Origin of the sequence: Streptomyces sp. NPDC014861, from assembly GCF_043081625.1 — a bacterium.
GTDB lineage: Bacteria > Actinomycetota > Actinomycetes > Streptomycetales > Streptomycetaceae > Streptomyces.
Genome location: NZ_JBIBWV010000002.1, coordinates 278,211 through 298,305, shown reverse-complemented (window position 1 = coordinate 298,305; position 20,095 = coordinate 278,211). Strand labels below are relative to the sequence as shown.

Annotated in this window: 17 protein-coding genes and 1 pseudogene; 10 read left to right on the top strand and 8 right to left on the bottom strand. The window is 74.5% G+C overall.

Going from position 1 to position 20,095, the window contains the following annotated elements; genetic code table 11:
* Positions 1 to 74: 74 nt before the first annotated feature.
* The 5 genes and pseudogenes from ACF1BN_RS05120 to ACF1BN_RS05100 all read left to right on the top strand — a co-directional run.
* On the top strand, positions 75 to 1,064 hold the full coding sequence (locus ACF1BN_RS05120) for a ScbA/BarX family gamma-butyrolactone biosynthesis protein (protein ID WP_392330196.1): 990 nt from the start codon (positions 75 to 77) through the stop codon (positions 1,062 to 1,064).
* A 112-nt stretch (positions 1,065 to 1,176) separates the two neighbouring features.
* Positions 1,177 to 1,851, top strand: coding sequence for an HAD family hydrolase (locus tag ACF1BN_RS05115; RefSeq protein ID WP_392330195.1), 675 nt, complete (start codon positions 1,177 to 1,179; stop codon positions 1,849 to 1,851).
* A 34-nt stretch (positions 1,852 to 1,885) separates the two neighbouring features.
* Positions 1,886 to 3,115 (top strand): cytochrome P450, encoded by a 1,230-nt coding sequence (locus tag ACF1BN_RS05110; RefSeq protein WP_392330194.1) that lies wholly within the window; start codon positions 1,886 to 1,888, stop codon positions 3,113 to 3,115.
* Between the two features lie 208 nt (positions 3,116 to 3,323).
* Positions 3,324 to 4,442, top strand: coding sequence for a BTAD domain-containing putative transcriptional regulator (locus tag ACF1BN_RS05105; protein WP_392330193.1), 1,119 nt, complete (start codon positions 3,324 to 3,326; stop codon positions 4,440 to 4,442).
* A pseudogene (locus tag ACF1BN_RS05100) lies at positions 4,439 to 4,948 on the top strand (4'-phosphopantetheinyl transferase); the annotation flags it as partial. The gene ACF1BN_RS05105 and the pseudogene ACF1BN_RS05100, both read left to right, overlap by 4 nt.
* 124 nt (positions 4,949 to 5,072) lie before the next feature.
* Here ACF1BN_RS05100 and ACF1BN_RS05095 read toward each other — a convergent pair.
* A complete protein-coding gene (locus tag ACF1BN_RS05095; protein ID WP_392330192.1) occupies positions 5,073 to 5,444 on the bottom strand; it encodes an ArsR/SmtB family transcription factor in 372 nt (123 codons plus the stop codon).
* A gap of 171 nt (positions 5,445 to 5,615) precedes the next feature.
* Between ACF1BN_RS05095 and ACF1BN_RS05090 the strand changes: the two genes are divergently transcribed.
* Both ACF1BN_RS05090 and ACF1BN_RS05085 read left to right on the top strand, forming a co-directional pair.
* Positions 5,616 to 7,196 (top strand): MFS transporter, encoded by a 1,581-nt coding sequence (locus ACF1BN_RS05090; protein WP_392330191.1) that lies wholly within the window; start codon positions 5,616 to 5,618, stop codon positions 7,194 to 7,196.
* A 104-nt stretch (positions 7,197 to 7,300) separates the two neighbouring features.
* Complete coding sequence (locus tag ACF1BN_RS05085) at positions 7,301 to 8,236, top strand: UbiA family prenyltransferase (protein ID WP_392330190.1); 936 nt, start codon at positions 7,301 to 7,303, stop codon at positions 8,234 to 8,236.
* Positions 8,237 to 8,257: 21 nt separating this feature from the next.
* Here ACF1BN_RS05085 and ACF1BN_RS05080 read toward each other — a convergent pair whose 3' ends face one another.
* The 3 genes from ACF1BN_RS05080 to ACF1BN_RS05070 all read right to left on the bottom strand — a co-directional run bounded on the left by ACF1BN_RS05080 (position 8,258) and on the right by ACF1BN_RS05070 (position 11,326).
* Complete coding sequence (locus ACF1BN_RS05080; protein WP_392330189.1) at positions 8,258 to 8,905, bottom strand: response regulator; 648 nt, start codon at positions 8,903 to 8,905, stop codon at positions 8,258 to 8,260.
* On the bottom strand, positions 8,902 to 9,999 hold the full coding sequence (locus ACF1BN_RS05075; RefSeq protein WP_392330188.1) for a sensor histidine kinase: 1,098 nt from the start codon (positions 9,997 to 9,999) through the stop codon (positions 8,902 to 8,904). The genes ACF1BN_RS05080 and ACF1BN_RS05075 overlap by 4 nt, the downstream gene beginning before the upstream one ends.
* Before the next feature lie 394 nt (positions 10,000 to 10,393).
* Positions 10,394 to 11,326 carry an MBL fold metallo-hydrolase gene (locus ACF1BN_RS05070; RefSeq protein WP_392330187.1) on the bottom strand — a complete coding sequence of 311 codons (933 nt, stop codon included), beginning with the start codon at positions 11,324 to 11,326 and terminating at the stop codon, positions 10,394 to 10,396.
* Between the two features lie 139 nt (positions 11,327 to 11,465).
* Here ACF1BN_RS05070 and ACF1BN_RS05065 point away from each other — a divergent pair, with 139 nt between their 5' ends.
* On the top strand, positions 11,466 to 12,638 hold the full coding sequence (locus ACF1BN_RS05065; protein WP_392330186.1) for a winged helix DNA-binding domain-containing protein: 1,173 nt from the start codon (positions 11,466 to 11,468) through the stop codon (positions 12,636 to 12,638).
* 222 nt (positions 12,639 to 12,860) lie between these two features.
* Positions 12,861 to 13,781: a factor-independent urate hydroxylase gene (gene pucL / locus ACF1BN_RS05060; RefSeq protein ID WP_392330185.1), complete on the top strand. Its 921-nt coding sequence runs from the start codon at positions 12,861 to 12,863 to the stop codon at positions 13,779 to 13,781.
* A gap of 10 nt (positions 13,782 to 13,791) precedes the next feature.
* Here the strand turns inward: pucL and crcB are convergent, their stop codons facing one another.
* Both crcB and ACF1BN_RS05050 read right to left on the bottom strand, forming a co-directional pair.
* The gene (gene crcB, locus ACF1BN_RS05055; RefSeq protein WP_392330184.1) at positions 13,792 to 14,139 is read right to left on the bottom strand and encodes a fluoride efflux transporter CrcB; all 348 of its coding nucleotides are present in this window, start codon (positions 14,137 to 14,139) and stop codon (positions 13,792 to 13,794) included.
* Positions 14,136 to 14,558, bottom strand: a complete 423-nt coding sequence (locus ACF1BN_RS05050) for a CrcB family protein (protein ID WP_392330183.1) — start codon at positions 14,556 to 14,558, stop codon at positions 14,136 to 14,138. Before ACF1BN_RS05050 ends, crcB begins: the two co-directional genes overlap by 4 nt.
* Before the next feature lie 529 nt (positions 14,559 to 15,087).
* Between ACF1BN_RS05050 and ACF1BN_RS05045 the strand changes: the two genes are divergently transcribed.
* Positions 15,088 to 16,359 carry an IS701 family transposase gene (locus ACF1BN_RS05045; protein ID WP_392330182.1) on the top strand — a complete coding sequence of 424 codons (1,272 nt, stop codon included), beginning with the start codon at positions 15,088 to 15,090 and terminating at the stop codon, positions 16,357 to 16,359.
* A 287-nt stretch (positions 16,360 to 16,646) separates the two neighbouring features.
* Here ACF1BN_RS05045 and ACF1BN_RS05040 read toward each other — a convergent pair whose 3' ends face one another.
* Together ACF1BN_RS05040 and ACF1BN_RS05035 are read right to left on the bottom strand one after the other, a co-directional pair.
* A complete protein-coding gene (locus ACF1BN_RS05040; RefSeq protein WP_392330181.1) occupies positions 16,647 to 18,698 on the bottom strand; it encodes a GAF domain-containing protein in 2,052 nt (683 codons plus the stop codon).
* Between the two features lie 158 nt (positions 18,699 to 18,856).
* Positions 18,857 to 19,852 carry a BTAD domain-containing putative transcriptional regulator gene (locus ACF1BN_RS05035; RefSeq protein ID WP_392330180.1) on the bottom strand — a complete coding sequence of 332 codons (996 nt, stop codon included), beginning with the start codon at positions 19,850 to 19,852 and terminating at the stop codon, positions 18,857 to 18,859.
* Between the last annotated feature and the right edge of the window lie 243 nt (positions 19,853 to 20,095).

The following is a 20,095-nucleotide window of genomic DNA, read 5'->3' as shown; positions in this document are numbered from 1 at the left end:
CGCGCCCCTCGTACGCCCCTCTCGCCCGTCCCTCCGCTTCCTCCCGCAACCGATCGACCGACTGGAGACTCACCGTGGAAAGCAGCTCCCTCCTCCTCCCGCACGGCGGGGAGGCCGCGGAGGCCGAGGAGCGGCCCGCACTCACCTACGAGCAGACCGTGCCGCGCGGTCTGGTCCACCGCTGGTCGCTCTCCGAGGTCTTCCTGACCGGTTCGCGCGGCCTGGACGGGCGGCGCTTCGAGGCGGCGGCCCAACTACCGCTCTCCCACGCGTACTTCCGCGATCACCTGGGGCGCGGCGGCCACCATGACGTGCTGCTGGTGCTGGAGGCGTGCCGGCAGTCCGTGACCTGCGCCGCCCATCTCCACCAGGGCGTCCCGGCCGCGACCACCTTCATGGTGACGGCCTGGTCCCTGGAGATCACCGACCCGGAGGCGCTGGCGTGCGGCACCCGGCCGGGCGAGCTGGCCATCGCCGGCGACGTCACCGGGCGGCACGAGCGCGGCGGGCGGCTGCGGAGGCTGGAGTTCGCGATGGACCTGGCGCTCGACGGGCGTCCGCTCGGCCGGCTCACCATGGACGTCCGGTCCACGCCGACGGAGCAGTACCACTCGCTGCGGTACATGCAGCGGGGCGGCGAGGTGCCCACCGCGTTCGGCCTGCCCGCCGAGCCGGCCGGCGAACCGGTCGAGCCCGCCGCGGTCGGCCGGCTGGACCCGGTGAACGCCGTCCTCGACGACGTGCGCGTGGCGGACGGGACCGTGACGGCCGCCCTGAGCCCCCGCAGCTTCCGCAACCGCAGCATGTACGACCACCCCTACGACCACGTCCCGGCGATGGTGTTCAGCGAGGCGGCCCGGCAGTGCGGGCTGCTCCTCTCGGACGGCGGCCCCGGGCAGGCGCGGGTGGTGCGCCTGGACGGTTCCTTCGACCGCTTCGCCGAACTGGACCGGCCGGTACGGCTGTCGGCCGCGCCCGAGCCGGAGCGCGGCGCGGACTCCTGGCTGCTGCGGGCGGAGCAGGACGGGGAGACGGTCGCGTCCGTCTCGTTCTCCCTCGCCTGACCTCCCGCCTCGCACGCGGGCCGCGGGCTCGCGCCGCGGGTGCCGGCCGCGCGCCGGTCGGGACCGCGGGCCGCGCACTCCCTCTTCCTCCTCCCCTCCGAAAGGCATTCCCATGGCTCAGCCCTCCCCCTCCCTGATCTGGTTCGACTTCGGCGGCGTCCTCTCCCCGCCCCTGGAGCGCATCTACGAGGCGTACGAGGTCAAGACCGGCATCACCCCGTCCCAGCTCAAGGCCGCGATCAAGGGGGTGGCCGACGAACTCGGCATGCCCACCATGGCGCCGGTCGAGATCGGCGCGCTCACCGAGCCCGAGTGGGGCACCCGGCTGGCCCGGGTGCTGGCCGCGCAGAACCCCGGGATCGACCTCTCCCGGGCCCGGCTCCGGGCCTTCGGCGAGCAGTGGTTCGACGGCGTCGTGGCGAACCCGGTGATGGTCCGCGCCTACCTGTACCTCCAGGAGAACGGATTCCGCACCGGCGTCCTGTCGAACAACGTCGTCGAGTGGGGCCCGTACTGGAAGGCGATCATCGCCCCGATCGGCGAGGTCGACGTCCTCATCGACTCCTCCGCCGTCGGCTGCCGCAAGCCCGACGCGGAGATCTACGAGATCGCCGCGAAGACCGCCGGCGTCGACCCGTCCGAGTGCCTCCTGATCGACGACGTCGAGGAGAACCTCGCCGCCGCCCGCGCCCAGGGCTGGCGGACGGTCCTCTTCAGCGACGACGAGCGCACGCTGGCCGACCTGCGGACCGCGACGGGCCTGGCCGGCCTGTCCGGCCTGCTGTGACCCCCCTCTCCCGGACGCCCGAAGGAGCCCGAACATGACCATCTCACCGGAAGCGGTGGAGGCGGCGGCAGCCCGCGGAAGCGGCGTCACCGTCGCCGACGTCCCCCGTCTCGACCCCGAACCGCCGTACGTCCCCGTCGCGGAGCGCTCGGCCGGCGGCCTGCCGCAGGTGAAGCTGCCGAGCGGGCACCCCGTGGTGCACCTGACCCGGTACGCCGACGTGCACAAGGTGCTGACCGACTCCACCTTCGGCCGCGCCGAGACCAACGTCGAGGGCGGGCCGACGTTCTTCCCGACGCCGCTGCCGCCCGAGATGCTGATCAACCTGGACGGTCCCGACCACTCCCGGATGCGGCGGTTCGTGACGGCGGACTACAGCGCCAACGCGGTCGCCCGCCTCGCCCCGTTCCTCGACGAGGTCGTCACCCGGCGCTTCGCCGAGCTGCGGGCCCAGGAGCGTCCCGACCTGTACACCGCGGTCCTCGACCCGATCCCGATCGAAGTGACCTGCCGTTTCCTCGGCATACCGGAGGAGGACGCGGCGTACTTCCGCCCGCACTCCCCCACCATCCAGAAGGCCCTGCACGACGACGTCCCGGCCCTGATGGACGAGTTCTTCACCTCGTACGGCTACGTCACCGACCTGGTGACCGGGAAGCGTCCGGTCGTCCCCGGCGGGCTGATCGAGGGCTTCCTCGCCGGCCGCGACGAGGCCACGCCTCCGCTGGAGGACAAGGAGCTGGTCGGGCTGGTCTTCGCCGCCATGGTGGCGATCGACCAGAACGTGCTCTCGGTGCTGGCCAAGGCGGCGCTGGTGCTGCTGACCGCCGACTCGCTGTGGCAGCGGGCCGTCGAGGACCCGGACGTGGTGCCGCAGCTGGTGGAGGAGGTGATCCGGCTGGTGCCGCTGGGCTCCATGTCGACCTTCCCGCGGGTCGCCCACCGCGAGGTGGTGACGAGCGAGGGCACGATCTTCCCGGGCGACGTCGTGTACGCGGACGCGTTCGCGGCCAACCGCGACCCGTCGGTGTACGAGAACCCGCTCGTCATCGACCCGGACCGCAAGGGCAAGCGGCACCTCCAGTTCGGCTACGGCATGCACCACTGCCTGGGTGCCGCCCTGGCCCGGCTGGAGATCAGCGGGATCCTGATCCGGCTGGTCCGCGAGTTCCCCGGGCTCACGCTCGACGCCGACCCGGAGTCGCTGCCGTGGGACGAGGGCGCGCTGCTGCGCCGGCCGGTCTCGCTGCCGGTGCGCTGGTAGCCCGCCCCGGACCGTCCGTGCGGTGCCCCGGCCGGACCGGCGCACCGCACGGACATGCTCCTTTGGACGTACGTCCGATGTCTCCTGGGCGGTAGAGGCATGGAGTCGCGGCCCACCCGCTGGCTAGCGTCGAAACGCGCCTCCGGAAACGGCTTCGGAGCGGGCGCGGAACGGAAGACGGGGGCTCGGGGGCATGGGGGAGAAGGGGATGGGGGCCGACGGCGGGACGCGTCTGGGCGTTCTCGGCGCGCTGCGGCTGTCGGTCGGGGAAAGGGAGTTCACCCTCCGCGGGCCGAAGCTGCGCAAGGTGTTCTCGCTCCTGGCCGTCCGGGCGGACGAGCTGGTGAGCCTCGACGACCTCGTCCGCGAGCTGTGGGCGGGCGATCCGCCGGGCAGCGCGGTCATGACCGCCCGGACGCACGTGTACCACCTGCGGAAGTGGTTCGCCTCGCTGCCGGTCGAGGAGGCCCTGCGGCCCCGGCTGACCGGCCGGCCGCACGGCTATGTGCTGGAGGCCCCCGGGGGCGGCGTGGACGCCGGTCTCTTCCGGGCGGCGCACCTGCGCGGCGGCCGGCTGCTCGCCGAGGGGCGGGTGGCGGAGGGGGCCGCCGTGCTGGGCGAGGCGCTGGCGCTGTGGCGCGGCCCGGTCCTCTCCGACGTACGGATGGGGCCGGTGCTCGAACCGCTCGCCGCGGGGCTGACCGCGCTGCGGGACCAGGCGCTGGACCGCCGCCTGGAGGCGGACATGCGGAGCGGCCGGCACCGGGAGATCGTGGAGGAGCTGCGGGGCCTGGTCGCGCTCCATCCGTTCGACGAGTGGCGGCACGCGCGGCTGATCAGCGCGCTGCACCGGTCCGGACGACGGGCCGAGGCGCTCGCCGCGTACGAGGAACTGCGCGCGCTGCTCAGGCGGGAGCTCGGCATGGAGCCGTCCCGGGAGGTCCTGCGGCTGCGGGACCGGCTGGTCAGCGGGGCGGAGCCGGTACCCGTACCGGAGTGGGTGCCCGAGCCCGCCCCCGCGCTCCGGCCCGCCTCCGTACCCGACCCCGCACTCGGCCCTTCTCCCGTACCCGCCCCCGCACTCGACCCTTCTCCCGTACCCGACCCCGTACCCGACCTTTCTCCCGTGCCCGACCCCGCACTCGGCCCTTCTCGCGTGCCCGAGCCCGCACTCGACCCTTCTCCCGCACCCGAGGCCTCCCCCGCACTCGCACCCGAGGCCTCCCCCGCACTCCGGACTTCCCCCGCCCCGCGGCCCTCCCCCGTACGCACCCCGCCGCGGCTCCCCGTCGCGGAGGGTCCGGCGGGGAGCGGGGAGCGGTCGTGATCCGGGAGCTCTTCGCCGCGCCGGTCGCGGCCTTCGACGGCGTGCGGCTGCCGGAGGAGCCCCGGCTCTTCCCCGAGGAGGAGGCCGCGGCGGCGGCGATGGGAGCGGCCCGGCGGGCCCGGTTCGCCGCGGTCCGCGACTGTGCCCGCCGGGGCATGCGCCGGCTCGGCGAGCCCCCCGCGGCCCTGCCGCGGGGACCGCGCGGGGAGCCCGTGTGGCCGGCCGGGCTGACCGGCAGCATGACGCATACGCGGGGCTACTACGCCGCGGCCGTCGCCCGCTCCCGGGACGTCCTGTCGCTCGGGGTGGACGCGGAGCCGGACGAGCCGCTGCGCCACCCGGGCATGCTGCCGCGGGTCGCGCTGGCGGCGGAACGGGCCTGGGTGGCGCGGCTGTCGGCCGAACGGCCCGGGGTCAACTGGGACCGGCTGCTGTTCAGCGCCAAGGAGTGCGTCTACAAGGCGTGTTCGCCGGTGCTGGGCGAACTGGGCTTCGGGGACGCCCTGATCACGGTGGACCCGGCGGCCGGCACCTTCCGCGCGCGGGTCGCCGCGCCGGGGCGGGGCGACCCGCGCCGGGCTCCCGGGCGGGTGGTCTCCGGCCGGTGGCTCGCCCGGGACGGTCTGCTCGTCACCGCGCTGGTGCTGCGGCCTCCGGATCGGGCTCCGGGTCCGTCCCGGCGCGCCGGGCGAGCGGGTTGGCCTCCAGCAGGGCGAGCAGACCGGGGAAGCGGGCCTCCAGGTCCTCCCGGCGCAGGTGCGCCTTGCGGCTGTTGCCGCGGTTGACCTGCTGCACCAGTCCGGACTCGCGCAGGATCCGGAAGTGGTGACTGAGCGTCGACTTAGAGACCGGGAAGCCGAAGGAGAGGCAGGTCCGCTCGGTCCCGTCCGGGAGCGTCAGGAAGACCTGGATCACCTCGTACCGGAGGGGGTCGGAGAGCGCGTTGAGGACCGTCGACAGGTCCATCTCGCTCCGGGTCGGGTGTCCTTCCTCGTCGGGCATGCGCTGCGGCTCCTTCGCTCGGCTCGACCGCCGTCCGGCGGGGGCGGCCCTCGTCCGGAGGCCGCCAAGCTTGTCAGGTTTCACTTGCATCGTACCTCCACCTCTGCCAACCTAGGTTCGAAAAATTCCGAACCTCTCTCATGTACGCCGCCGGAACGGGAGCTTCCTCCAATGACACAGACCGAGTCCGTCGCCACCGGGCCAGAGGCCGAATCGCCCGGCACCGCCGCACCCCGGCGGCAGACCCTGATCCTGACCGCGGTGCTGCTGGCGATCTTCGTCGTCCCCACCTCGATCTCCGGCACCGGAGTGGCGCTGCCCTCCATCGGAGCCGACATCGGCGCGAGCCTGGTCCCGCTCCAGTGGGTGGTCAACGCCTTCAACGTCGCCTTCGCCTGCCTGACCCTCGCCTGGGGCTCGATCGCCGACATCGTCGGCCGCATCCGCGCCTTCACCATCGGCGCCGCCCTCTACGCCGTCGCCTCGCTCGTCAGCGTCTTCGCCGCCGACATCTACGTCCTGGACGCGGCCCGCGCCCTCGCCGGCATCGGCGGCGCGGCCATCTTCGCCTGCGGCGCGGCCCTGCTCTCCACCGTCTTCGAGGGCCCCGCCCGCGGCCGGGCCTTCGCCCTCTTCGGCACCGTCGCCGGCCTCGGCGTCTCCTTCGGTCCCTCCCTCTCCGGCCTGCTCATCGAGACCGCCGGCTGGCGCTGGGTCTTCGCCCTGCACGCCGTCGTCCTCGGCCTGGTCCTGCTCGCCGTCCCCGCGATGAGCAAGGGCGTCACCGAGACGCGCAACCCGGACGCCCGCATCGACGTCCCCGGCACCGCCCTCTTCGTCGTCGCGATGCTGCTCCTCACCACCGGCATCGCCCAGGGCTCGCAGTGGGGCTGGGCCAGCCCGGGCGTCCTCGGCCTCTTCGCGGGCACGGTCGTGGCGCTGGTCGCCTTCGCCGCCGTCGAGAAGCGGCACGCCCACCCGATGCTCGACCTGGGCGCCGTGGCCGACCGCCGCTTCCTCGCCCTGTGCCTGGTGCCGGTCGCCGGCTCCTTCGCCTTCGTCACCATGCTCACGTACCTGCCGAGCTACCTCACCGCGGCGGGCGGCTACTCCAGCGGCGCGGCCGGCCTGATCATGGTGCTGCTCACCTTCCCGATGCTGGTCTTCCCGCTGATCGCCGCGAAGCTGGTGGCCAAGGGCGTCCCGGCGATGACCATCATCTTCGTCAGTCTGGTCTGCCTGGTGGTCGGCGTCGCCGGACTCTCCCTCTTCTCCCCGGACGTCAACCTCGCGCTGGTCGCCCTGCCGATGCTCATCACCGGTGCCGGCTACGCCCTCGCCGCCGGTCTCGTCGACGGCGAGGCCCTGAGCCTGATCGCCCCGGAGCGGGCCGGCATGGCCGCGGGCTTCCTCAACACCCTGCGCCTCGGCAGCGAGGCCATCGCGGTCGCCGTCTACGGCTCGCTCCTCGCCACCCTCCTCACCGGCCGCACCACCGACGGGATCGCCGCCTTCCCGGGCGCCGGCGACGCCGCCACCGTGGCCGGCACCGCGGCCGCCGGCAACATCAGCGACCCCGCCGAGGCGGTCTCCGCCGCACAGCGCGAGGGCTTCGTCGACTTCCTGGTCGACGCCTACGACGGCTCCTTCCACACCGTCCTCTGGGTGCTCGCCGCGACCTGCCTGGTGCTGCTCGCGGTCATCGCCCTGCTGCTGCGCGGCGGCAAGTCCGCCGCCCCGTCCGCGAGCTGACCCACCGCCGGTCCGCCCGCGGCACCGGCACCCCGAGGCGCCTCTGTATCGGTACGACAGGGGCGCCTCTCGGCGAACTCCCTCCTTGTCCCCTGGAGCAGACCGTGACCGTCACCCCCCACCACGGCCCGTCCGCCGCGGCACCGCCGGCCACCGCCCTGCCCGGGCGGGTGCTCACCGTGGCCCGGCACTGCGTCGCGGAGGCCCGGCCCGTCGTCCAGCTCGTCTTCCTCACCCGCTTCGCGCTCGGCGCCCTGTGCGCCACGGCCGCCGGCGGCGGACGCCCGGCGGCCCGGGACGTCCTGGTCGGCGCGGTGGCGCTGTACGGAGCGGTGCTGGCCACGTACCTGCTCAACGGCGTGATGGACATCGCCGAGGACCGGGTCAACGGGTCGCGGCGGCCCGTCGCGCGCGGCGACCTCCCGGCCCGCACGGCCGCGCGCGTGGTGGCCGGCAGCGCGGTGGTCTCGCTGCTGCTCGCCGCCTCGGTCCCCGGCCTCGTCGGGCTGGTCGCCCTCCTGCTGGTGCTCGGCTGGGCCTACTCGATGCCCCCCTTCACCGCGAAGCGCAAAACCTCGTCCGGCGCGGTCGTGGTGACGGCCGCCGGGCTCGTCGCCTACCTCGCCGGGGCCGTCGCCGCGCACGGCTCCATGGCGACCGGGCCGCTCGTCCTGTGCGGGGTGCTCGCCCTGTGGATGGGCGCGGTCGGCGCCGTCTCCAAGGACCTGAGCGACGTCCCCGGCGACACCGCTGCGGGGCGGGCCACCTTCGCCGTGGTGCGCGGCGAGCGGGCGGCCCGGCACTTCGTGGCGGTCGCCGCCCCCGTGCTGGGGGCGGCCGGTCTCGCCGTCGGCCTCCTGGGCGACCCGGTGGTGCTGGCGGGCGCGGTGCCGCTGGCTGCGGGCGCCGGCGCGGTCGTGTGGCGCTGCCTGCGCCCGCGCCCGGACCACCCGCGCGCCCCGTACCGGGCGTTCATGGTCACGCAGTACGCGGCCAACGCCGGGCTCGCCGCGGGTCTGGTCGCCGCGGGGTGGGTCTGACGGGTGGTCCCGGCGGGCCGCTCAGCGGCCGATGAGGCGGGCGGAGAGCGCCTTGTTGACCGCGTCGAGCCGGGTGGTGGCCTCCAGTTTGGCGAAGATGTTCCGCAGGTGGCGCTTGACCGTCCCCTCGGTGATGCCGAGGCGGCGCCCGATCTGACGGTTGCTCATCGCCTCCGCCACGCATTCGAGCACTTCGCGCTCGCGGGAGGTGAGGACCGGTGGTTCCGGGGCGTCCGCGGGCCGCGGCGGGACGGCGGGCCGCCACGGCGTGAAGACGGTGGTGCCCCCGGCCACCGTGCTGTGGATGGCCGAGAGCAGCATGTCCCGGCTGGCCGACTTGTGGAGGTAGCCCGCGGCCCCGTCGGCGAGCAGCGCCTGCACCAGGTCCCCGTCGTCGTGCATGGTGAGCACGACGACCCGGGCGCCGGGAGCCACGGCCCTCAGGGCCCGCAGGGTCGCCTGGGGGCCGGGGCCCGGCATCTCCAGGTCCAGCAGGACGACATCGGGCTGGAGCCGGCTCGCCAGCCGGACGGTCGTCGGGCCGTCCACGGCCTGCCCGACGACCTCCAGGTCCGGCTCCTTGCCCAGCATCGTGCAGAGCGCGCTGCGCAGCAGGGTGTGGTCGTCGGCGGCGAGGATCCGTACGACTCCGGGGGCGTCCTCGCTCATGCGCTGATCCCGAGCGCGCCCTCGGTGCGGCGGCGCGGGACGTGGAAGCGCACGGAGGTGCCCCGGCCGGCCGGGCCCGAGAGGGTCAGGGTGCCGCCGAGCGCGGCGATCCGCTCCCGCATGGACGCCAGGCCGTTGCCCCGCAGCAGGGCCGCCGCCGGTACGCCGATCCCCCTGCCGTCGTCGGTGACCCGGGCCTCCAGGCCGTGGGGGTCGATGACGACCCGGACGAGCACCTCGGTGGCGCCGGAGTGGGCGAAGCTGTTGCGCAGGCATTCGCGCAGGACGAGGAAGACCTCGTCCTGGTGGAGCGGCGGCAGCAGGTCGACCGGCCCTCTGACCTGGATGTCCACCTCGGTGCCGGCCGGTCGGGAGACGGCCGCGTAGTTCATCAGGTGGGTGCGCAGACCGGCCCCGGTCCTGGGCACCCGCAGGCCGCTGACCAGCTCGCGGACGAAGCCGAAGGTGTCCAGGAGGGCGGCCTTGGCGGCGTCGATCCGGTCCGGTACGTCCTCCTGGCGGCCCTGCTCCAGCTCGTGGAGCTCCAGGTACCGCAGGGCGAGGCCGAGGTTGCTGCCGATCCGGTCGTGGATCTCGCGGGCCAGCCGGGAGCCGTGGGCGGCGGCGAGCGGGTCGTCCCCGGCCATCAGGAAGGCGTCGTAGCCGATCTCGGCCGCCGACACCCGTGCGTCGATGGCCCGGCCGAGCGCCTTCACGGCGGCGAGGCCGCGGGGCAGGGCCTCCTCGGGGGGCAGGCCCTCGAGCAGGGAGGGCAGCGTGTCGAGGACGGTGTCCCGCAGGGTGCGGGCGGCCCTGAGCGACTCGCGGGCGGGGATGTGCTGGACGGCGCGCCGGGCGCCGAGTTCCAGCGAGGCGAACTCCGCGTCGAGTTGTTCGGCGGGCAGTTCGGCGCAGCCGTCGTGGAGGCTGCGCTGGAATTCGGCCACGATGTGCCGGGCCTGCTGTTCGCATTCCGGCCAGACGTCCTCGTCCAGGGCCAGGACGCTGCCGACGGCCCGGAGGCGGTCGGCGAAATCGGCGATGATTGCGTTCGTGACCTGTGGTGAGCAGACACCACATCTCACTGCGGTCATACCAGCTTCCCCCTCAGCGTGATCCGCGACCGCCACGTGGTGGCGGAAGGTCGAGCGGCCCCCACACCTACAGACGATCGACTGATCATCATATAGATGTGTGTCAGCCACTCCACGAATGCATAGCCTTACGGTTACACGCGCCGATCTCCCTCGACAACCCGTTACTTCGCAGGTCATAGCCGTGCGGAGGGTATGCCGACGGACCGTCCGGCCCTGCCGGACGGTCCCCTCGCGAAGCGGCCCGGGACCTCGTCACCCCACCCCTCGAAACACCCCAACAACCGTGCTTCCATGATCGTTCCCGGGGTGCGGGAAGTGCTGCCGGAGGACGCCCGCGGCCTCCGCTCCCGCCGGGACGGGAGGTGTCGGTGCGCTCAGCGTGACGTGTGCGTCAGCAACAGTGTCCGTCGCCCGCCGTCACCAGCGGCTCCCAGCGGTTCCGGGAGCCGTCGGTGACGACCTGTCCGAAGACGACATCGGCGAAATGGCCGCCGAACCCGACCGTGTCGGGCCGGGCCAGCTCCTTCAGGATCCGCAGCCGCGTCTCCACCGCGACGTCCCGGCCCGCGTCGACCAGGACCCGCCACTCCGGCATCTCGATCTGCACGGCGCTGTGCAGCGCGTCGCCGAGGACGAGCATCCTGCGGTCGCCCGAGGTGATCACGTACGAGGTGTGCCCGTCCGTGTGCCCCGGCGTCGCCCAGGCCGTGACGCCGGGGAAGACCTCCTCGCCGTCCACGACCCCGACGGCCCTGCCCCGGAGCGCCCGGCCGAGGGCGTCCGGGAAGGTACCGCTCCAGTGCGCCCACTCGTACCGGGAGGTGACGTACCGCGCCCGGGGGAAGTGGAGTCCGGACCCGTCCGCGGAGGGCGTGAAGGCCCAGCCGACGTGGTCCTCGTGGAGGTGCGTGAAGGCGACCGTGTCGATCGCGTCCGCGCTCACCCCGCACGCCGCCAGGTTCGCGGGCAGCCGGCCGCCCTCCTCGACACCGAGGAAGGGATAGCTCTCGGCCGTCTCGGTCCGCCGCCGCCCGTAGCCCGTGTCGATGAGCAGGGCCCTGCCCCGGTGCTCCACGAGCAGGCCGCCCACCGACGCCATCAGATGCCCGTCACCGTCCAGGTGGGAGGCGTGCCGCGCCCAGGTCTCCCCGGTGGTCCCGGGGAACCACGCGCGCGGGGCGAGCTGGACGAACCCGTCGGCCAGGTAGGTCAGACGGTGGTCGCCGAACTCCAGGGAGCGGACGGGCGAACAGCGGCGGAGCCGCTCGCCGAGTCCGTCCGGCGTGCCGTCCGGCCGCCCCGAGTCATGCGCGTCTGATAACACGCCATCGACGTTACTGGGAAGACGTGTGCGTCGACAAGACGGTCCCCTCCCGCCCTTGCGCAGTCCGTCAGTTCGCCACACGCACGTCGTCCCGCCGTGACACGGCCCGCTGTCGGACCCCCGCGCGACAATCGGGACCATGACCGCGACCCCGCCGCCCGCCCTCACGCCCCGCGCCCTCAACCGTGCCACCCTGAGCCGCCAGTTGCTGCTGGCCAGGGAGCCGGTGGGGATCGAGGAGGCCGTCCGCCGGGTGGTGGCGCTCCAGGCCCAGCAGCCGGGGTCGCCCTACGTGGCGCTGTGGAACCGGGTGGCGGACTTCGACCCGGCCGGGCTCGACACGGCGGTCGAGCGGTTCCGGCTGGTCCGGTCGACGCTGATGCGGATCACCCTGCACCTCGTCCACACCGACGACTACCGGCCGTTCCGGGAGGCGGTGGAGCCGACGCTGCGCGGCAGCCGGCTGCGCGACCGGAGGTTCACCGACACCGGGATCACCCCGGACGACGCGGACTCGCTGCTGCCGGACCTCCTCGCATACGCCTCCCGGCCCCGCACCGGCGAGGAACTGCGGGCGCGCGCCGAGGAGTCCTGGGGCGGCGGGGGCCTCACCCCGGCGGCGGGGCGGATGCTGCGGCAGTACGCACCGCTGTGGCACGTGCCGGGCGGCCCGCCGTGGCAGTACGCGGCCTCCCCCGGTTTCGTCGCGTCGGGACCCGAGCCGGCGCGGACCGGTCCCGAGGCGGCCGCCGCCGGGCTGGAGACGCTGGCGCGCCGCTATCTGGCCGGGTTCGGGCCCGCGTCGGCGGCGGATCTGGCCCAGTTCGGCCTGGTGCAGCGCGGCCGGGCCCGCGCGGCGCTCGACGCGCTCGTCCGGGACGGCGCGGCCGAGGTCCTGGCGGGCCCGGACGGCACGGTGCTGTACGACCTGCCGGGGGCGGACCGGCCGGACGGGGACGCGCCGGCGCCGCCGCGCCTGATGGCGATGTGGGACAGCACGCTGCTGGCGTACGCGGACCGGAGCCGGATCGTCCCGCCCGCCTACCGCGGACAGGTCGTACGGGTCAACGGCGACGTGCTGCCCACCCTGCTCGTCGACGGGTACGTGGCCGGGGCCTGGCGGCCGGTCGCGGGCGGGATCGAGGCGGCCGCCTTCCACCCGCTGACGGCCGCCGACTGGGCCGGGCTCGCCGCCGAGGCGGCGGCCCTGGGCGGGCTCCTGACCGACCGCGATCCGCGGGTGTACGCGCGGTACGACCACTGGTGGGCGAAGGGCCTGCCCGCCGCCGAGACCCGGGTGCTGCCGTACTGAGCCGCCGGGCCGGAGCGGGGCTCCGCGCCGCACCCCCATTGCCAGCCACCTGGAAGGCACTTATCTTCGAGCCACAACCTACGGACCGGGATGCGAGTCAGTCCCGGGGCGGTCCGCCGTTCACGGGCCGGACGGCGGGGAGCGCACGGCCGCGGGACGCGGGCGCGCTGGACGCCGGGCGTACGGGATACCCGTATCCGCGTACCCGCAGGAGTGAACTGCATGAGCAAGCACGTTCTGGCCCAGAACCAGTACGGCAAGGCCGAGAACCGCATCGTCCGGATCGCCCGCAGGGGCGGCGAGGACGGCGCCTGGCACGAGATCCGCGACCTGAACGTGTCGGTGGCGCTGCGGGGCGAGTACCGCGAGGTGCACCTGACCGGCGACAACGGCAACTGCCTGCCGACCGACACCACCAAGAACACGGTCTACGCCTTCGCCAAGGAGCACGGCATCGCCTCCCCCGAGGCGTTCGCGATCCTCCTCGCGAAGCACTTCGTGACCTCCCAGTCGGTGATCCGCGAGGCGCAGATCCGCGTCGAGGAGTACGCCTGGGAGCGGATCCCGGTGCCGACCCGCAAGGAGCAGCACTCCTTCGTCCGCAAGGGCCAGGAGGTGCGCACCGCGCAGGTCACGTACAGCGAGACCACCGGCCTCCAGGTGCTGTCCGGGCTGAAGGACCTCACCGTGATGAACTCGACCAACTCCGAGTTCCACGGCTTCATCAAGGACGAGTACACGACGCTCCAGGAGGCGTACGACCGGATCCTGGCCACCAAGGTCACCGCCCGCTGGGCGAACTCGGCCACGGCGGCGGCCGATCCGGAGCACGACTGGGACCGCTCGTACGAGAAGGCCCGCCGCCACATGCTGGAGGCGTTCGCCGAGACGTACAGCTACTCGCTCCAGCAGACCCTGCACGCGATGGCCTGCCGGGTCCTCGACCACGTGCCGTCCGTCAACGAGGTCCGGCTCAACCTGCCGAACAAGCACCACTTCCTGGTCGACCTGGAGCCCTTCGGCCTGAAGAACGACAACGAGGTGTACTTCGCGGCGGACCGCATGTACGGCCTCATCGAGGGCACCGTCCACCGCGACGGCGTCCAGCCGGTGATCGCCACCTCCGACTGGATCACCGCCTGACCGGTCCCGGTCAGCGGCCGGCCGCCACCCCGAGCCACACGGCTCCGAGCCCGGCGGCCAGGCTGATCAGGACGTAGAGGACGGCGCGGGCCTTCGCGCCGTCCTCGTACAGCCTCAGCACCTCGTACGAGAACGTCGAGTACGTCGTGAGGGCGCCGCACAGCCCGGTGCCCAGGAGCAGCTGCGCCCGCGCCGAGGCCAGGCCCGCCACCAGGCCGAGGACGAAGGACCCGGCGACGTTCGCGGCGAGGGTGCCCCAGGGCAGGCCCGGCCCGAAGCGGGCCCTCGCGGCGAGGTCCGCGTACCAGCGCAGCGGCGCGCCGACGGCCGCTCCGGCGACCACGAGCAGCCAGTTCACCCGGCCTCCCGCCGGTCGCGCACGAGGCCCCGCGCGGCGGCGGTCCCGGCCCAGACGGCGGCCAGGGCGGTGACGAGCGTCCCGCCGAGGCAGAGCAGCCCGCGCGCGGTGTGCCCGCCGGCCAGCAGCCGCTGGGTGTCGAGGGCGTACGTCGAGAAGGTGGTGAAGCCGCCGCAGAAGCCGGTCCCGAGGAACGGCCGCAGCAGGGGGTTCGGCGCGGGGCGGGCGCGGACCTCGGTGAGCAGCACCATGAGCACGCCCAGCAGGGCGCAACCGGAGGCGTTCACGAGGAGGACCGTCCACGGGAACCGGCCGTCCGGGGTGGGCCACAGGAGAACGGCCCCGTACCGCGCGGCAGCGCCGAGCGCGCCGCCGGCGGAGACCACCAGGGCGACCGGGAGCAGACCGCGCGATGTCACGGCCTCAGGGTACGGGGAGGCCGTCGGGGCCGGCGGCTCCGTGGGTACGGGCGGGCCGCCGTCAGGGCGAGGCGCACGGGCGGGGTCCCCGGCCTGGGGCATTAACCGGGCACCCGTGTCGCCTCGCTCTGCGATGGTCCGGCGACGGAGCGCGACGGGTCAAAGCCCGTCCGGAGAGTCTGTCAGTTCCTCCGGAGGGAGGCCGGAAGTGGTCGTCGGAGTGGCTTCGGGGTGGGTGGGGAGGCGGGTGCGGGGCAAGTGCGGGGTGGGTGCGGAGGCGGGTGCGGGGTGGGTGTGGCCGGACCACCGCGGCGGGTCGCGGGAGGGGTGCCGCGGCCCCTCATGACGAGATTCGGACGCCGCTCGGAGCCGCAGAGGCGCAGGTCAGGGGCGGAACGGTGGTCCGGCCACCATCCGGCGGCCGAATCGGGTGCCGGGTCCACCTCGCCGGACGGGGGGCGCTCGGGCGACGGTGATGGGGCAGCGGAAGCCGGCTGCGCATCCTTCGGGCAGGACGGTCAGGAGTGTCGTGAGTACATCCGTCGCAATCAAGTACGGGACCGCCGCCGCGGCCGCTCCGCTGACCGTGCCGCGGCCCCGGGTCCGCGCCGTCCCCCGGGCCGCCGCGCCGCGTCCCGGTGAGGACGTCTTCACCGAGCTGTCCACCGCGCTCTTCTCCGGTTTCGCCCGCCGCGACCAGCGGCTGAAGGCGGAGCAGTACCTGCACGGTCTGCTCACCGCGCAGGGCCGCAAGTCGATCCGGAACATCGCCGCGCAGATCGGCGGTCCCGCCGCCGAGCAGAGCCTGCACCACTTCATCTCCAGCTCCACCTGGGACTGGCAGCCGATGCGGGCCCAGCTCGCGCGGTTCCTGGAGCGCGGCGGGCACCCGCAGGCGTGGGTGGTGCGGCCGATGCCGATCCCGAAGGCCGGCGAGCACTCGGTGGGCGTGGACCGGCGCTTCGACCCGGAGCGCGGGCAGGTCTTCCAGGGCCAGCAGGCGTTCGGCGTGTGGTTCGCCGGCGAGGAGCTCAGCGCGCCGGTCAACTGGCGCCTGTTCCTCCCGGACCCGTGGGTGAAGGACCGCACGCGGCGCGACCGCGCGGAGGTTCCCGTCGAGGCCGGCGAGGAGACCCTGGAGGAGTGCGCGGTCGCCGCGGCCCTCGACACCGCCCGCTGGACCGACGTCGCGCGCAAGCCGGTGCTGCTGGACATACGCGGGGGCGCGGGCCGGGCGGCGCTGACCCGGCTCGCCGCCGCCGGGGTGCCGGTGGTGGCGCGGATCGGGGCCGGTTCCCGGCTGGCGATCGCGGACCGCTCGCTGCCCGGCTTCGGCGCCGGCCCGCTGCCGGCCGCGCAGATACTGGAGTCCCTCAAGGGCCTGCGCAGGCCGGTGAGCTGGGTGGACACGGTCGGCGGCGCGCGGACCTCGCGGACCTCGCTGGCGACCGCGGTCAGGGTCGCGCTGCCCTCCCCCGGCGGGGAGCGGATGCGACCGCTGATGCTGCTCGGCGAGTGGGACGACCCGCGCCGGGGTCCGGCCCGGGTGTGGATCAGCGACCTGACGCAGGCGACGGTCGGTTCGCTGCTGCGGCTGACGAAGCTGGCGCAGCGGGTGGACCGGGACTTCGCGGCGGTGGGCGAGGAGGCGGGGCTCCGGGACTTCGTGGGCCGCTCGTACAAGGGCTGGCACCGGCACATCACGCTGGCCTCGGCCGCGCACACGGCGACCGTGCTCGGCTCCGCGTGGGAGGCGTCGGGGTACGGCACGGGCTACGGCACGCGCCGCGCGGCCGGCTGACACCGCCTGGAGCCTGTCTGACAATTGGCGTCGGATCAGGCCGGGTCGTCCGGTGCGTGCGATCGGCGTGCGGCCGGGGCGCCCGCGTAGCGGAGCTACTCGGGCGTTCCGGCCGTGCGGCGAGCGTGCGTGCCGGACGACCCGGACCCGGCGGGAATTGTCAGACAGGCTCCAGGAGCCTCCTCGGCGGCCGGGTCCCGTCCGGCCGTCCCCCGAGCCCGCCCCAGCGGGCCACCGGGGCGGGTGCCGGGTAAGCGACGCCGGCGCACGCGCGCGTGGGGCGGGTCTCAGTCCGCCGGGCCCGCCGGAGGGCGGGGCGGGGCGGTGGCGGCGCGGCGGCGGGCCAGCACCTCGCGGGTGCGCTGGAGCCGCAGGGCGAGCTGGACCTCCAGGACCTGGCCGGGCTTCTGCCATTCGGGGCCGAGGAGTTCGCCGATGCGCTCCAGCCGGCGGGAGACCGTGTTGGGGTGGACGTGCAGGGCCTCGGCCGCGTTGGTGGGGCTGGCGCCGGAGGCGAAGTACGCCTCCAGGGTGCGGGTCAGGTCGGTGAGCCGCTCGGCGTCGTAGTCGAGGACGGGCCCGATGGCGTTCTCCACGAAGCCGTCCACGTCGTGATCGTCGGAGAGCAGCATGCCGAGGAAGCCGAGGTCGGCGACGGCCGCGGCGGAACCCGTGCCGCCCAGCGCGCTCATCGCGTCCAGGCAGCGCAGCGCCTCCGCGTAGAGCGGGCCGACGGCGTCGGGGCTGCCGCCGGGGCCGGCGGCGGCGACCGAGACGGGGTGGCCGAGGAGCGGGCTGAGCTCCTCGGAGACGGCCGCCGCGGCGGCGGAGGCGTCCACGCCGGGCAGGAGCAGCACGATGCAGCCGCCCTGCACGGTCTTGAGGCCGGAGAGCCGGTACGCGTACGAGGACGCCCAGACCACGGCCCTGCCCTGCTCGCCGCCCTCCGGCCGGGCGACCACGAGGACGTGCGGCTTGCGCAGGTCCACGCCGAGGCGGCGGGCGCGCTGGGCGCTCTGCTGCGGGGAGTGCGGCGGGTCGGCGATGAGGTCGTCGAGGAGCTCGTCGCGGACGGGGCCCTCGGCGACGGCGGTGGAGCGCTGCATGAGGAGGAGCAGGGCGACGGACTGGGCGACGAGTTCGAGGAGCCGTTCGTCCTCCTCGGTGAGGCCGCCCTCGGCACGGACCACGAGGCCGCCGAGGTTCTCGGAGCCGGCGATGACGGGAGCGACCCAGACGGCGTCGGCGGCGAGGACGGGCCGGCGCAGCGCGTGGGCGTCGAGGGACGCCTTGGCGACGGCGTCCTCGTCGAGTTCGGGGAAGTCACCGCTGGCGGCGAGACGGAGGCCGCCGGGGTCGCGGACCATCACGGTGGCGTCGAGGGCGTCGCCCGCCGCCTTGGCGACGTGCGGAAGGTCACCGCCGGCGAGGACCAGGTTCATGATCCGGCCGTGGGCCTCGCTGGTGTGCCGCATCCGGGTGAGGCTGGTGCGCACGCGCGCGCTGTCCCGCTCCAGTTCGAGGAGTTCGGCGCGGGTGCGGTCGAGGAGTCCGGCCTTCTCGACGGCGAGGGCGGCCAGGTCGGCGAGGGCGCCGAGCAGGGCGACCTCCTGGGGGGTGTGCTCGCGGACCCGACGGTCGGCGCCGAAGAGGGCGCCGATGACCGAGTCGCCGCTGCGCAGGGGCACGGCGACGATGGCGCGGAGCCCCTCGGCGCGGACGGCCTCGTCGCCGGGGTCGACGACCTCGGCGTCGTCGAGGGCGGCCGCCGGGTCGGGGGCGGTGCCGCTGGTGAACCGCTCGTCGACCGGGTAGTCGGGGGTCCAGACGGGTTCCCCGGTGCGCTGGACGACACCGCCGAGGCAGTTGCCGGTGCCGATCCGCAGCCCCACGCTGAGGCCGGGGCCGCCGGTGCCGCCGGTGTCCCCGCCGGTGCGGGAGCCCTCGGTGACGCGGATGTAGCAGGCGCCCCGGGGGCCGCGCAGCGTCACGTACGCCATGTCGAGGCCGAGGAGGCGGCGGGCGCGACGGGTGACGATGCGGAGCAGGGCGTCCAGGTCGTAGCTGAGTGTCAGATCCCGGGCGGTGTCGGTGAGGACGGCGAGGGAGGCGCCGTCGCGGTCGGCGCGGACCCGGTCGGCGGCGCGCTCGGCGTGGAGGGTGCGGGCGAGGGCGACGGCCCGCTCCAGGCGGCCGAGTCCGTCCTCGTCGAGTCCGGCGATGCGGGCCTCGTCGAGGAGGGTCTCGAACTGCCCGGGCAGGGCCTGGCCCGCGAGCAGCTCCAGGACCGCGAGCAGCGTGTCGGCGCCCGCGCCCCCGTCCGCGCCGTGCGTGTCCATGGCCCCCCACCCCCGTCGTCTCGCTTAAATCGGGCACCTCGGAGGAAACCCGTCCTCGCGGCCGAAACTAATTCGGTCCCGGGAGTGGGTCAACGGTGACGTGCGGCACTTCGTTCCCCACGGCTCCGGTTCCCCCCGAGAGCGCAACCGACACTCCGTCAGACGGCCACCGCCACACCCTTGGTGGCGGCGTCGGCGCGGACGGGATGGTGCTGGGCGGGGATGCGCGGCAGGGCGGGGCCGTACCAGGCGACGAGCGGTGCCGCGTCGGTGCGCGCGGGGGCCGTGGCGGCGGGTGCGTACCCGTGGCCGAAGGGGGCGTCGGCGGGGTGCGGGACCGTCCGGCCGGTGCCCACGCGCGTGTGGCGGACGGCGAGGACCGAGTGCTGGAGCCGGCGGAGCCGCGCGGAGGGCTCCATGCCGGTCTCGCGGTGGAGGACCGTGCGCAGCCGCTCGTAGACGGCGAGGGCCTCCTCGTGGCGGCCGCAGCGGAGCAGGGCGACCATGAGGTGGGCCTGGAGCGGTTCGTTGGTGGCGTAGCGCGCGGCGAGTCCGGGGAGCTCGGAGAGGATCTCCTCGGCCCGGCCGAGGCCGAGCTGGGCCTCGACCCACTGGTCGAGGACGCTGAGGCGGGCGCTCTCCAGGCGTTCGATCTCGCGGCGGAGGCAGGGGCCCGCGGCCACGCCCGCGTAGGGGTCGCCGCGCCAGAGGGCGAGGGCCTCGCCGAGCCGGAGGGAGGCGCGAGCCAGGTCGCCGACGTCCATGGCGCGGTATCCGGCGCCGGCCGCGCGCTCGAACTGGCCGATGTCGTGGACGCCGACGCCGGTGTCGAGGCGGTAGCCGCCGGGGAGCGAGACGAGGACCGCGTCGGCGGTGCGCCGCTCGCTCCAGCCGCCGGGCGCGCCGTCGTCCTCGGAGTCGTGCAGGGCGCGGGCGATGAGCGCGCGCAGCTCGGCTATGTGGGTCGCGAGTTCGGTACGGGCTCCGCGGGGGGCGCCGGACGGCCAGAGCTCCTCGGTGAGGACGGTGACGGGGACGACCTGACCGGCGAAGGCGGTGAGCAGGGCGAGCACCTGGCGTGGCGCGGCCGCGGTCGGGGTGATCGATACCCCGCCCTCGCGGACCGACAGTCCCCCCAGGATGTGGACGTCCACTATGCCCCCTCGGTGTCTGCGCACGCGGATCCTCGGGTTGATTAAAAAAAGACCCCCCTGGTCATGTCAATAAGAAACCGGAAGGTATGAAATCCGGATCCCGGAAATCGGGGTGATTCACCCTCTTTGCCAGGATATAAGGGCGGCGGGTTTTCGCCAGGGGCCGAAACCCCATGCGTGCCAGCAGCATGTTTCGGACTAGGTAGTTTGGTTTTGAAGGGTCCCTGTGGATGCGGGGACGGT